Source organism: Xaviernesmea rhizosphaerae (assembly GCF_001938945.1).
GTDB classification, from domain to species: domain Bacteria; phylum Pseudomonadota; class Alphaproteobacteria; order Rhizobiales; family Rhizobiaceae; genus Xaviernesmea; species Xaviernesmea rhizosphaerae.
On the sequence record NZ_MKIO01000042.1, the window covers coordinates 20,233 to 33,617 of the forward strand.

8 protein-coding genes are annotated in these 13,385 nt (G+C 65.8%); 1 reads left to right on the forward strand and 7 read right to left on the reverse strand.

The window, feature by feature from the left end; all coding sequences use genetic code 11:
• Positions 1-255: 255 nt before the first annotated feature.
• The 6 genes from BJF92_RS22775 to BJF92_RS22800 all read right to left on the reverse strand — a co-directional run bounded on the left by BJF92_RS22775 (position 256) and on the right by BJF92_RS22800 (position 11,058).
• Entirely contained in the window at positions 256-2,928 is a 2,673-nt protein-coding gene (locus BJF92_RS22775; protein WP_158032261.1) for a glycosyltransferase, read from the reverse strand.
• A gap of 465 nt (positions 2,929-3,393) precedes the next feature.
• Positions 3,394-4,695: a plasmid replication protein RepC gene (gene repC / locus BJF92_RS22780; protein ID WP_078058342.1), complete on the reverse strand. Its 1,302-nt coding sequence runs from the start codon at positions 4,693-4,695 to the stop codon at positions 3,394-3,396.
• 1,364 nt (positions 4,696-6,059) lie between these two features.
• Positions 6,060-7,148, reverse strand: a complete 1,089-nt coding sequence (gene repB / locus BJF92_RS22785; RefSeq protein ID WP_075637061.1) for a plasmid partitioning protein RepB — start codon at positions 7,146-7,148, stop codon at positions 6,060-6,062.
• Positions 7,148-8,416 carry a plasmid partitioning protein RepA gene (gene repA, locus BJF92_RS22790; protein ID WP_075637062.1) on the reverse strand — a complete coding sequence of 423 codons (1,269 nt, stop codon included), beginning with the start codon at positions 8,414-8,416 and terminating at the stop codon, positions 7,148-7,150. Before repA ends, repB begins: the two co-directional genes overlap by 1 nt.
• A 465-nt stretch (positions 8,417-8,881) precedes the next feature.
• Entirely contained in the window at positions 8,882-10,390 is a 1,509-nt protein-coding gene (locus BJF92_RS22795) for a sensor histidine kinase (RefSeq protein ID WP_245294872.1), read from the reverse strand.
• Entirely contained in the window at positions 10,387-11,058 is a 672-nt protein-coding gene (locus BJF92_RS22800; protein WP_075637063.1) for a response regulator transcription factor, read from the reverse strand. The genes BJF92_RS22795 and BJF92_RS22800 overlap by 4 nt, the downstream gene beginning before the upstream one ends.
• A 178-nt stretch (positions 11,059-11,236) precedes the next feature.
• Between BJF92_RS22800 and BJF92_RS22805 the strand changes: the two genes are divergently transcribed.
• Complete coding sequence (locus BJF92_RS22805; protein WP_143524165.1) at positions 11,237-12,010, forward strand: hypothetical protein; 774 nt, start codon at positions 11,237-11,239, stop codon at positions 12,008-12,010.
• Positions 12,011-12,200: 190 nt separating this feature from the next.
• Here the strand turns inward: BJF92_RS22805 and BJF92_RS22810 are convergent, their stop codons facing one another.
• A complete protein-coding gene (locus BJF92_RS22810; RefSeq protein WP_075637064.1) occupies positions 12,201-13,253 on the reverse strand; it encodes a LacI family DNA-binding transcriptional regulator in 1,053 nt (350 codons plus the stop codon).
• Between the last annotated feature and the right edge of the window lie 132 nt (positions 13,254-13,385).

Here is a 13,385-nt window from a genome sequence, read left to right on the forward strand (position 1 = left end):
GCCGGACCGTTTTTTGGATAAACCGCCGGGCTTGGTCGGCGCATCGGCCTGAACCATGCGACAGTCCAATGCGGCAGATCTCAGCTCTTGTCCCGGACCGAAAGCGGCATCGCGCCTTTCGATCCGATGCTTCGAGGTCCGTCGCGCCTTCAAAAGCGAGCCGCCATCTTTCACATTCGCTTCCCGCGCTTTAGGTCCCTGTCTTTTCGCATGCCGTGACCGTAAAACCGGTGCGCAATGTTGCGCGGCATGCTCTCAAGCCCGCTTCGGCTCCGCCTTTGCCGGCAGCGCCAGCGCCAGAAGCGTATCGGAAAGCGCTGCGGGGCTGTTGATGAGGCGGGGGTCGAGGATGGTGCCGCGGCCGGCGGCGCGCAGCCGTTCGGACTGGGCGCCGAGATCGAAGACCACGGGCGGGATGCCGCTTTCGAGCGCGATCGACAGCGTATAGCAATAGGTTTCCGCCCAGATGCTGGGGATAAAGATCAGATCCGGCTGCAGGCTCGCCAGATGCGTCATCGCCTCCTCATTGTCTGCATAGCGGCCTGTGATCTTGACGCCCTCGGCCGCAAGCGCAGCATCGTCCGAACTATAGCCGACAATGGAATAATCGATCGGCAGCCGTCGCGCGCGGGCGTCGCGGGCGAGCGACAAGAGCAGGTCGCCGCCCTTGTGCGGGCCGATGGCGCCCAGAAGGGCGATGCGCAGGCGTCCGTCAGGCCGGCGCGGCAGGATTGCCGGCAGCTTGGCTGCGTTCCAGTCCTCACGATGCGGCGCGACCTTGATGACGGCCTGCGGATAAAAGCCGGCCATGATGTCGGCCGCCGCGCGGCTGGGCGCCTCGATCACGGCGCCCGAGGCGAACAGGGCGCGATAGGCCTCCTGGCGTTCATCGACATCGCAGGGGTCCGCCGCCTGTTCCATCGTCATCGCCGTCCAGCTGCGCAGATCCTCCAGCGTCGGAATGCCGGCATAGATCTGGTCCGGCCGGATCAGCTGATAGTGGTGCGAGACCGCGGCGTAATCATGCACGACCAGGGTCTTTTTCGCCGGCAGGCCGGCAATGAGCGACAGAAGCGCCTTGTGGAAGCGCCAGCTGAGCCCCGCAAAGGAATTGAGATGGACGAGATCCAGATCGAGCCCGGACAGCAGCGCTTCGACCAGCGGCATTTCCGTGCGCAGGTCGATGCCGGCGAGATTGGGAATGAAGATCCCTTCATCGCTGAACAGCGAAACGAAATGGCGATCCTGGACCGTCATCAGCAGGACCGGCCGGCCATTGGCGGAAAACTCCGCCTTCTTGTCCTTCAGATAGGTGTCGATCCCGCCGCCCCAATTATGGGTGAGGATCAGCGTGGCGCCCTTGGCGGCCTCTATCAGCCGGGCGGCATCGAGCGCGCGGCGGCCGCTGCGGGTCGGATCGGCCTTGAAATGATGCTGCACCAGCAGCGGATAGTTCGGATGCTTCTCCAGAAGCGCCTTCTGGCCGGCATCGAAATTGGCCTGTTTCGTCGAGGAGAACGAGACCGAGCCGACATGGAAGACGAAAATATCGGTGGCGATCAGATTTCGATAGCCTGCATTGAGACTGCGCATGCAAAAGTCGTTTTCCTCGCCATAGCCCAGCTTGAAGGCGACGGGATCGAGCGCGCCGATCTCTTCGATCACGCTGCGGCGCATGTAGAAGCAGAAGCCGACGCCGGTCGGCGCATCCACGGCGCGCCCGGCATTGATCTGGCCGGCCAGATCGTTCAGCGCGGCGGGGCTGCATTCCAGCGCCAGCAGATTGTTCTTGTCGCGCACCGGATAGGAGCAGAGCGTGGCATTGTTCGACAGCGGCGTGATGGTCGCCGCGCGCGGATCGCGGTCGGCATGGGCGATCATGCGCTCGAACCAGCCGGGGAAGACGAAGGCGTCGGAGTTCAGCAGGATGACGTCGAGCCCGCCCGAAAGCTCGTTGATCGCGTGGTTGCAGGTCTGCACGAAGCCGCGATTGACCGTGCTCATGTGATAGTCGAACAGGCCCTTTTCGCCGAGCGCCGACAGCACCGCATTCAGCGCCGCATCCGGCCCGCAATCATTGATGACCAGCAGGCTGTAGGGCGCATCGCCGCGCGCCGACAACGCATGATAGACCGCAGCCAGCGTCTCGTCATAGCCCTTGTAGACCGGCAGGATCACGACCGCGCGCGTATCAGAGGAGAGCCGCGCGGGCGAGAGCGCCGCCCATTCGGCCTCGCTCGGGGCCTTGGGCGTAAACCAGCGCTCATGGCTCAGCAGATTGCCGCGGAAGCCCTTGTCGCGGTTGCGGGCGAAATGGACGAGCGGCAGCTCGCCGGGCTTGATCTGGCTCTTGTAGCGCTGCTCGTAATACCAGGGATCGAAGATATGGGAGGGCGAGCGCTTCTCCTTCCAGCCGAACATCAGATAATGCAGCAAGGGATCGACACCGGCCTGGGCGATGTCGGGATTCAGCTCGAGATAGTCGGCGGCATCGAACACCGACTGGACATCCGCCTTCACCGTGTCGAAGCTGTCCGTGGTGCCGATCATCAGCGCCAGCTCGCTGGCGGCCTGGGCGTTGCCATCGGCCTTGTAGGCCTCATGAAAGGCGAGAAAGCCCTGCCAGAGATCGCCGCGATGGCGCACCATATGGGCGAGGTGGAAATAGGGTTCGGACAGGCCCGGCGCGCGTTCGGCCGCTTCGAGATAGGCCTCCCGGGCCCCCTCGATATCGCCGGCTTCCTTGCGACAATGGCCGAGCTGGATCCAGAGAGCGGCACGGCTCGGATCGATCGCCAGCACCTGTTCGTAAAGGCTGGCGGCCTCGCTCCAATTGCGCGCTGCATTGGCTTGATCGGCCCGCTGCTGCAGCTTCGACAGTGACGGTTTCCCGCCAGCCAAGCGACCAAACCACGTCTCAGAAGTCATCGGTCCTCCATGCCATCGGCACATCTTTGTCGAGCAGTGCTCGAAAACACACGATTTTAGATAGGTTCTAAGATTTCTGGCAGGCAAATGTCAAATCATCTGAACCCTTTGCACCCATGCCACATGGACCTCTGGCGGTCACAGGATCTTCGGGCGCAATCCTGCTTGGAACGCTCGCGGTTACATACGGGATAGGCGAGGGATAAGGCAACAGCGGTGCAAAATTGTGATGCTGCGACTGCACAGTGCGAAAACGTCGTCCCGGAAAGCCTGGCGATCGCTTGAATGACCGTCCTGCGCTTTAAGGTCTTGTTTTATCACATGGCCTGATCGCAGGACAGGGGACGCCTTTCCGGGATATGCCGCTGCTGCTGTCCTCGTTTGCCACAGACGCGGCATCCGGCTGCTTCCCCGCAAGTCCGCGGCCTCGGCTTTGCGGAGATCCGATGCCCGACATGCGCCGACTCATGGCCGCGACCTTTCCGGAGACATCAGGCCATCCAGCAGCTGATCCAGTGAGAACAGGCCTCTCTCGGCCTTTGCCACCAGCGCCTGGAGATAGGCCCCCGGCGAGCGAATGGCGTCTGCGCGCTGCAGGATCACGCCGAGCACGATCGTGGCGCCGTCGCGGCCGAAACCGCGGATGGCGCGCATCCAGGCGGTCGCTGGGATGACCAGCATGCTGCGGACGGTCTCTGCCACGCGTGCGGCCTCGTGCCAGCTCGAAAGCCCGTTGACGGCATAGGCGGCAAAGTCCGGGCAGAGCCGGAGGAGCCGTTCCAGGCTCAGTCCGGGCGATTGCGCCGTCCTTGCCGCCACCGGCCCGGATCGTTGCTTCTCCACCCGGTCTGTTTCTGCCCTGCCCTCGTCGGTCTTTCCGCTTTCGTTCCGGTCGTCCGGCACCTCTGCACCGTCCACCAGGGCCTGCGGCACAATCTCCTGGACCTTTTCAAAAGAATATTCTGATTCTGCTTTCTGTTTGTGGTGCTCATTCTGGGCGTCATTGGCGCTCATTTGCGCAGATTGCAGAGCCTGGCCCCAAGCGGCTTCGGCCTCCTGCAGCAGGGCGGCGAGGCGTGTCCGGCGGTCGTTCAAGGCCTCTAGCGCGGCGCTGCGCGACACACGGCCGGAAAGCGCGCCAAGGCGGGCGGCGAAAGACTGCCAGAGCTGCGGCTCGAGCCCTTGCTCCAGGGCACTGGCAACATGCTGGGCGATCTGGCGCAGGGAGACGGTGATCTCGGCCCGGCAGCGCTGTACGGCGCGCTTGTCGCGGGCCGCAAGTGCTGCGCCGGCCAGGATCTCGTCGGCGCGCAGTGCCAGCGGCGTGAGATCGAAGCCGAAGCTCTGGTCCCCTGCCCCGCTTTCGCCGCGCCGGCAATAGCGCTTGCCATTCGGGCTGTCGCGACGGGCGATGAAGCCGGCCGTTACCAGCGCGGCCAGATGCCGGCGCAGCGTGGCCGGCGCCATGCCGCGCGCACGCAGGATCAGCTCGGCATTGGAGGGAAAGACGATGGCCGGCTGGCGCGGGTCGATCTGGCGCGCGGGGTGGAAGCTCGCCAGAGCCTCCAGAACCAGCAGGCTGCGATCGCCAAGGCCGAAGGCGGCGCGGCACTCCGTCAGTGCGCGCAGCAGCTGCCACTTGTCGGGACCTGTCGCGCCCGTCGCCTCGCCCTCACGCCGGTTAGCGACAGCCGGCGCACGGCGCAGGTTCGCAACCCGGGCCACCAGCCGCGGGCTCGGGCAAGAGGTCTGTCGGTGCATGTCCATGGGACCGTTCGCTCCTTCATCAGGAGAACAGCCAAGCCCTGCCAAAGGCCGCCGGGAGGGGATCGCGCGAGGCTACCGGCCGCCATCCTGCGATGACGGAAAGCGCATCACGCCGGCCGCGCGATGCAGCCTGTGAGCCGAAGCCCCTGGCTGGCATCGTGCCGCCATTTCTGGCCCGCCAAACGCTCGAAATGGCGGACGCAGAAACCCCTTTTCACCCCTGCCCTGTTCCAGGCCCGGGTGAATTGATCGCCGTTCCGGTCTTTCGAACCGGTTGGCTTTCCCGTGAGATGCCGAAGCTTGTCCCGCCTACCCCGAAGCGTGCCGCGATCGCCAGACCGGGAACCAGTCTGACGCGACAGCTACAGCCTTGGCCGCCGGTTCACGACGGGAACCGAGGCTCTGGCCGGGGAAACGGGGTGAGTGCTGCCGTTCGAGAAGAAAGGCAGAGATCCGCCTCGGCATGCCCTCCATCGATCGCCGGTGCGACCGTCTATGAACCCTGCATGCGCGGGACCGACCTTGGCAGGACGAAAGCCGGAAAACGCGTTGCGACCCTTCAGTGTCGCTGTCTGCGCCTTCGGTCTTTTGTCTCGCAGCATGCTTTACCCGGACGAGATCCCGCCCTGCCTGCGCCAGCTCTTTCGGCTGACCGGCAGGCGCAGGACTTCCTTGACCGAAAGACGCCAAAGGCATCCGTCGATCCTGATGGGAGATGATGGGCAAATGCCATCCTCGCGCAAACGTCACGGGGACGATGCGCTCTCTCCGGGCATGGTTCATGGACGTCGCGGGGAAGGTCGGTCAGAGCGAATCAGTGGCAGCGCAGCTCGCCTTGCCCGGTGTCCGGATCTTGGCGCGAGCCCCATCGGCTGCCGACTGTCGATATCCACCGCATCTGTTGATTTAAGCGGTGGATCCAGCTTTCAGGGCAAGGATCTGAAATGACTCGAAAACTTCTCAAAGCATGAGAAAAATTCGAATCGAAGCCTTTCCTGAAAACCGTTCGACTCTTGACTTTGGCCTGAGGAAGTGATTCTCTTGAATTGCTACATTGAAGAGGGCTTCCAGAATGGCGACGTTTTGGAGGCCTTTTTTTTGGCCTGTTCCGTTCCTTCCTTTCCGTGTTGATCTTTCTGTTGTCCCCGCACCGGGCCTTTTCTGCCCTGTGCGGAAGGTGGAGGAAGCGGGCGCCTCTTGCGGGCGCGGTCTCGCTTCGATGGTCTGAGGAGCTTTAAGCCGGTTTTCGTCTTCCGGTTCGCGGCTCCCTCATTCTGCTTGCGACCAGACCGAAACAGCGCATCGCCCTTTCAGCCCCCTGCTGGTCGGGACGGCATCGCCGGCTCGGGCGATGCCGTGGCCTGTCAGCCTGTCTTCAACCGTTCGGCCACCAGCGCCGCCACCGCATCGGTGATCTCGGCCAGTTGCTCGGCGGAAAGGCTCGGCGAAAAGGCGATGCGCAGGGTGCGTCCGCGCGACAGCCGCGCCATGGCCCTCCCCTCCCCGTCCAGAAGCGCTTCGCCCGTCTCGCCCTCGCTCGGCTCTTCGAGCGCCTTGAGCACGGCGGCAAAGCGGCCATCGCTGTCGAGACGGCGGGCCGCTTCGCTCTCCGCCGTCGTCAGCGCGAGACCGCAGGCCGTGTCGTCACCGAGCTTGGCCGCCAGCGCCATCCAGCGATTGCGCCCCGCCTTCGGCGCCGGTCCGATCGCACGGGCCAGCGCATCGGGCACCGACTCTGCCACCTGGATCAGGCGCGACAGCTCGGTCTTGTCGATCCCCAGCGCATCGCCGGCCAGCTTGCGGGCAAAGCCGCGCTGCACCAGCGTCTTGGCGAAGACGGCGCGTTCGATGAAGGAGAGATTGCGCCGCTCGGCATTTTCCTTGCCCTGGGCCAGCACCAGCTCGTCGTCGGTCAGCGGCCGGATGATCGCCTTGACCTTGCGGTCGAGGCGGCGCAACGCAGCAAGGCGGCGATGGCCGTAAGCGGTCTGGAACCGGCCCTGCGATACCGGATGCGGACGCACCAGGATCGGCACCTGCTGGCCGCTTTCCTCAAGGCTCTTCACCAGCGCTTCGAAATCGGGATCCCCGCTTTCGCCATCGGCCAGCCGGTCGGTGACGAAGGAGCCGTCGATCAGCCCGGCATCGAGCAGCACCACGCGCTCGCCCTCCGCCAGGGCCTGGCGCAGATGGCGGGCTTCTTCGGCCTCGCGCGTCATGGCGCCAAGCGACAGGCCCATGGCCTTGACCGCGCCGGACGCGCTGCGCGGCGCGGGCGCCGACAAGACGGGTTTGTCTGTGGACGGGTTGACAGCTGTCAACGGGGTGTCATGGGGCTGTGTCGTCTGGGGCGCGGTTTCTCCCGCGGCATCCGCCAGAGGCTGGAGATCGGCCGGCTTCAGCGCACCGCCTGAGAACAACGAACGCAATGCATCCTTGCGATTGACTGCCATTAGCGGCCATCCCCATGACGGCCCCAGGCAGCATGAATCAAACTCTCGATTTCGCTGTTGACGGCATTCAGGCTTTCCAGCGCCCGGTCATAAGTGGAGCGGGTGAAGTTTTCGCGACCGACCTCGTAAAGCGTTTGCTTGGTCAGGCCGGCATCGGAAATGGCGGTGGATTTCACCATGGTCGAGGTCAACACCCGCTCGCCGAACAGCGACCGCATGAAGCCGACGATCTGCGCCTGCGGCCCGTCATTGGGCTCGAAGCGGGTAACGAGATAGCGCAGGAAATCGAAATTCAGCGTGCCGCCGGCCTCGCGCACGACGGCGAGAAGATCCGAGGTCATGAACAGGAACTGGTTCATCGAGGCGACGTCGAGCATTTGCGGATGCACTGTGACGATCACCGAGGTCGCCGCGCACAGCGCCGAAAGCGTGAGATAGCCGAGCTGCGGCGGGCAATCGAGAATGACGACGTCATAATCATCGGCGACGCTTTCGAGCGCTGCCTGCACCCGGGCGAAGAACATCGGGCCGGCATCGCTGCCTTGATGGCGGTCAGACAAGGCCCTGGGCGTCGCATGCTCGAACTCCTGCAGTTCGAGATTGCCCGGCACCAGATCCAGCCCGTCAAAATAGGTCTTGCGAATGATCGCCTGCAGCGGCCGGATCTCTTCGTCATAACGGATCGCGCCATAGAGCGTGTCGTTGCCGGTGAGATCCAGCTCAGGCTGATAGCCGAACAAGGCGGACAGCGAGGCCTGCGGGTCGAGATCGACCGCGAGCACGCGGTGCCCCGCCAGCGCCAGATATTGCGCTAGATGCACCGAGGAGGTGGTCTTGCCCGAGCCGCCCTTGAAATTGGTGACGGCGATGACCTGCAAATGTTCGCCGCGCGCGGGATCGCGGTGGCGCAGATAGCCGCGCGCCTTGGCGAGGTTGTTCTTGGTGAGCGCCAGTTCGCCGAGATGGCGGCGCAGGGCATTGATGTCCGCCAGCGTATAGGAGCGCCGCCCGGCAATGCCGGTCTCCGGCTGCGGCCCCTCGCCGGCTAAGGAGAGCTGTCGCAGATAGCCGTCGGACACGCCGATCAGCCGCGCGGCCTCGCCGGAGGTGAAACTGCGCAGCGTCTTCTGCGCGGAGGGCGCAAACAGCCGGTCGCGCATCGCTTTCAGCTGGTCTGACAGCGCGCGTGCATCCGCTGCGATCGCCTCATCGGCCGGGATCGCCATGCTGTCACCCTGCAATCGTCGTTCCGCCATCATCTCGTTCATGTCAAAGGTCCAATCCTCGGTGACTGTTCACCGATTCTCTCGCGCAGTAAATACGCGCCGCCAACGTGCTAACAGCCGATTTCGCCAGTTACGCCCCACGCAGCGAAATTCGCTTGCCGGCGTTACGGTGCCTCAAGGGTTGAGTCGCGTCAAGATCAAGGGGATGATCGCGTTTTCCGCAGGGAAATCGCAGTCTAGCCAGTATGGGCGGAATCACCGTCACGGGGAGGAATGCGGGCCTGGCGAGGTGCAGAGGCGTCATGGTTGACAGCTGTCAACCGAGCCTGTCTGTCAACGGCGCGATGGCCGGCCGCTGCCTTCAGTAGCTCCCGCTATTTAAACCGTGCGAAAACCAGCCTTGTAGAGAAAGCCAGCCTTGTAGAGAAAGAGCGCCTTTGCGGCGCGATGACAGCCGCGCGGACCGCCGCTCGGGTCTTGGCAGCGCCAGCCGCGGCAGCCAATTCGTCAGCCCGCCTCGCCGCTGATCGCCGCCGGAAGGGTCAGCCGCACGCGCAGCCCGCCGAGAGGGCTCGTCTCCAGCGCCAGCCGACCGCCATAGAGCGTGACCAGCTCCTCCGCGATCGACAGGCCGAAGCCATCGCCGGGAACGGTCTCGTCCAGCCGCATGCCGGCTCTCAGCACCTCGGCGCGCCGCTCCCGCGCGATGCCGGGGCCGTCATCGTCGATCAGCAGCGTGATCATGCCGCCCTCGCGCGCGGCCGTCACCGCAATCGCGCTGGCCGCCCATTTGAAGGCATTGTCGAGCAGATTGCCGAGGATCTCCTCCGCATCCCGTGCCTCACAGCGCAGGAATAGATCCTTCATCCCGGCGATGTCGGCCGTCACCCTGCGCCCGGCATGAAGGCGCGGGAGAAGCGCGAGGAGATCGGCCAGAACCGGGGCAAGCGCGGTGGCGGCGCCGAGGCCCGCAGCACTGGCCGCCTTGCGCGCCAGCGCCAGATGGCGGCGGATGCGCTGCTCCATCCGCTCGGCCAGCCGGCCGAGTGCCCCGTCCGGATCCTTTTCGCGGTCCAGCGCCAGCGTCAGGCTGGCGAGCGGCGTCTTCAGCCCATGGGCGAGATTGGCGAAGTGCAGGCGCGTCTCGGCAAGCCGCGTCTCGTTCTGGTCAAGCAGCCGGTTGATCTCGGCCGTCAGCGGCTGCAATTCCCGCAGCTGTGCCGGTGCCAGCCGCGCGCGCGCGCCGCGCTCGATCGCCTGGATCTCATCGGTGAGCCGGCGCAGCGGCCGCAGGCCAAGACGCACCTGCAACAGCGTCCCCAGGGTCAGCATCAGCCCCAGCAGCAGCGTCAGCGGCAGGAGCCAGCCGAGCGCATCGCGCGCGGGAACGGTGAGCGCGCCCGCAGGGGCCGAGGCGATCAGGGTCACGCTGCGGCCCTCGACCATGGCGTCCTGCCGGCGCAGATAAAGGGCAGGGCCGGCGTGGTCTTCCATGGCGAGATCGATCGGCCGGCGCGGCCGCTCCCCGCGATCGCCCGGCGCATCCGTGGGGGAAGCCGGCTCGACGGGCATCCCCGCGCCCTCAGCCGACGGACGGTCCGGCCCTTCCGCATCATTGCGCCCGCGCGGCGGGTGCGGGCGCCGAGGCGGGGGCGAGATCAGCCGGCCGCCCGGTGTGTCGATCTGCCAGAGCCAGCCGGGGCGGTCAAAGGGCGGATTATCGAAAGCGCTGGACAGCATTGGCCTGCCCCCGGCATCGAAGGACAGCGCGCCTTTGAGCGCGGTGATCTGCACGTCGAGCTGCTGGTCCACCTGCTCGCGCACCACATGGCTGACGGCAAACCAGAAAACACCCGCGCTGGCCGCCATGGTGGCGCCGACGAAGACCAGCGCGATCGTCGTCAGTCGCCCCGCCAGGCTGCGCCCCGCCCGGGGGGAGCGCGGCTGCGCGGACGCGATCGCCGGCTCCTGCCCGGCCGCGTCCGGCGGCGTGGCGGGTTCCTCGACCGGGCTCACGAGGCCTCCGCTCCCGCCGTCAGCCGGTAGCCCCGGCCGCGCACGGTCTCGATATGGTCGGCGCCGATCTTGCGGCGCAGCCGCGCCACGATCACTTCAAGGGAATTGGAATCGACCTCGGCATCGCCGTCATAGACGCGCTCCATCAGCTCGCGCCGGTCGATGACGATCTCCTTGCGCAGCATCAGGCAGGAGAGCACGCGCCATTCCAGCGCGGTCAGTTTCAGCGGCAGGCCGTCGCGCTCGAAGGTGCCGAGCTGGGCATCGAAGATCAGCGGGCCGCAGGCGATCTGCGCGCCGGCATGGCCGCTTGCCCGGCGCACCAGGGCGCGCAGGCGCAGCACCAGCTCTTCCACCTTGAAAGGCTTGGTCAGGAAATCATCTGCGCCGGCCTTGAAGCTCGCCACCTTGTCCGGCCAGCCATCGCGCGCGGTCAGCACCAGAACGGGCAGATTGGCCGCCTGCGCGCGCCAGCCCTTCAGCACGGTGACGCCGTCGATCTTCGGCAGGCCGAGATCGAGCACGGCGACATCAAAGGTCTCGGTCGTGCCGGCATGCAGCGCGTCCTCGCCATTGGCGGCGCGATCGACCACGAAGTTTTCCGTCTTGAGATGCGCGGCGATCCTCGCGGCGAGATCGTCATCATCCTCGACCAGCAGAACCCGCATCACGCGCTCCCTTGTTCCATCCCTGTTTCACCGCGTTCAAGCCCTGCACTGCCGGGCTTTCCCCGTCAAAGAGATAGGGCCGGCTGGCTTAACTCAAGCTGAACCGCGCGGTTCAGCGGGGCGAGGGAAGGGCTTTGCTAAAACCCTGATCGTCGAACACGAACAGGAGATACGGATCATGTCGACCGAAGAGACCAACACCAGCCTTCCCGCCGCCGAGCCCGCAGCGGTCACCGCTTCCGCTGCCTCGTCGCCGCGCCCCCGCCGTTTCGGCCTGGTGGCGCTCGGCATCCTGGCGCTGGGCCTTGCCGGCGGTGCTGCTGCCGGCATGACGCTGGCGCGTGGCCCTGAGGACACGACGCCGGCCAAGCCCGCCACCGTCGCGACCTTGAGCGACAGCGGCGTCATGAGCCTCAAGGGCAAGGTCGTCGAAATCTACGGCAATAAATTCGTGCTGCAGGATGGCAGCGGCCGTGCGCTGATCGAAACCGGCCGGGCAGGCGAGGATGGCGATCTCGTCAAAGCCAATGAGGAGGTGACGGTCGAGGGTCGCTTCGAGCATGGCTTCCTCCATGCGCGCAGCCTGACCCATGCCGATGGCACGGTGGCTACGCTGCGCCTGCCGCCGCCGCCGCCGCCGCATCACGGCCCGCGCCCGGGTGGTCCCGGCCCTGATGGATGGGGTCCTGAGGGCCGGGGGCCTGATGGAAGGGGGCCGGATGGCTGGGGTCCCGGCCGCGCCGATTGTGGCCCTGCGGGGCCGCGCCACGCTGCCGGTCCGAAGCATGGTCCAGTGGAGGGCCCCGATCGGGGTCCGGATCAGGCCGGTATGCAGCCCCCGCCACCGCCGCTGGAACGAGGCGAGACCCCTGATGCGGCCCCGCCCGCCGCACCGCCGGCCGCACCGGCTGCAGCCGAGCCCGCCGCTCCCGCGCCGGCTCCCGCGCAGTAACGCAAGCGGCCCCGCGCTGCTTCACAAAGCTCCGGGCCGGCCTTGCCGGCCCGGAGCCTCACGCCTGAAATCGGATAGGCGGCCGGTTTTCGGGCTAGACCTGAACGATCAAAAAGACGGGATGAAAGGCTCGGCGCGACGCCTCGTCCCAATCCCGCTGTCCCGCCAAAGCCGGACAGGCATCATCGCCTTATCCCGCCCTGTCCGCATCCGCGAAAACGAAGTCGTCGCTTTCCCCCTTCACCAGTTCCATCGGCCAGATCAGGTTGCGGTCGCGCTCGGGGTAAAGCGCGGCATAGGCCGGCATGCCGGCGAGCAGGGTTTCGGCCAGCGTCTGGCCGAGCTCGGACAGCGAGACGGAATGGCAGGTGAGGGAAGGGGTGAGGAAGCGGGCGCGGGGATTGTTTCGGAAGCCGATCACCGCGAGGTCGCGCCCTGCGCGGATGCCGCGTTCCTGCAGGCCGCGATAGAGGCTCAAGGACAAGACCTCGCTCGAGAGCAGGATCGCTGTCGGACGGTCGGGCAGGGAGGTGACAGCGGCTGCCAGATCATAGCCGCCTTCCAGAACCCTCTGGGCATGGAAGACGAGCGCCGGATCATAGGCAAGACCCTGAGCCTCCAGCGTCGCGCGATAGGCATCGTGAAACACATGGCCGAGATTGATATCATCGGCGGGAATGGCCAGCGCAATGCGGCGATGGCCCTGCGCCACCAGCCGCTCCACGGAGCTTTTGGCCACGCCCTCGAAATCCAGGTCCACCCAGCGCATGTTCGGCCCGGAATCGGAACGGCCGAGCGCGATGAAGGGAATATGGGCCTTGTCGAGATACTCCACCCGGTCGTCGCGCCGGCGCGTGGCGGAGATGATCATGGCATCCACCAGACCGCGCCGGACGATGCGGGCGAGATAGTCGACCGAATTTTCCTGAGCCGGGCAAGGAAACACCACGAGGTCGAGCTTGTGCCGCGTCAGCACCGTCTGCACGCCCTCGAACACGCCCATGAAGAAGTCGTCCGAGGAGGCGTTGGCGTCCGGTGACATTTCGATCATGAAGCCGATGGTGTTGGTCACCCCCTGGCGCAGGCTGCGGCCGGACTGGTTGGGCGTGTAGCCGAGCGCGCGCGCCGCCTCCATCACCCGCGCCCGCGTCTCAGGATTGACGTCGGGCCGCCCGTTCAGCGCGCGCGACACGGTGCCGATGGAAATATCGAGATGGCGCGCCAGCGCCCGAATGCCCTTCATGCCCGGCTGCCTGCCCCGCTGTGCTTCATCCTGCCTGCTCTGCTCTCCGCCCTCATGCCTGCTCCTGGTGCGCATCCATCTCATTTATACGGTTCCCGGTCGGATCAACCGGAAACCGTATTATACGCGCAC

Bases quoted from the DNA above. Each gene is read 5' to 3' on its own strand.
- repA (WP_075637062.1), bottom strand. From the start codon at position 8,416: ATGAACGAGATGATGGCGGAACGACGATTGCAGGGTGACAGCATGGCG.
- BJF92_RS22810 (WP_075637064.1), bottom strand. From the start codon at position 13,253: ATGAAGGGCATTCGGGCGCTGGCGCGCCATCTCGATATTTCCATCGGC.
- BJF92_RS22775 (WP_158032261.1), bottom strand. From the start codon at position 2,928: ATGACTTCTGAGACGTGGTTTGGTCGCTTGGCTGGCGGGAAACCGTCA.
- BJF92_RS22800 (WP_075637063.1), bottom strand. From the start codon at position 11,058: ATGCGGGTTCTGCTGGTCGAGGATGATGACGATCTCGCCGCGAGGATC.
- repC (WP_078058342.1), bottom strand. From the start codon at position 4,695: ATGGACATGCACCGACAGACCTCTTGCCCGAGCCCGCGGCTGGTGGCC.
- repB (WP_075637061.1), bottom strand. From the start codon at position 7,148: ATGGCAGTCAATCGCAAGGATGCATTGCGTTCGTTGTTCTCAGGCGGT.
- BJF92_RS22805 (WP_143524165.1), top strand. From the start codon at position 11,237: ATGTCGACCGAAGAGACCAACACCAGCCTTCCCGCCGCCGAGCCCGCA.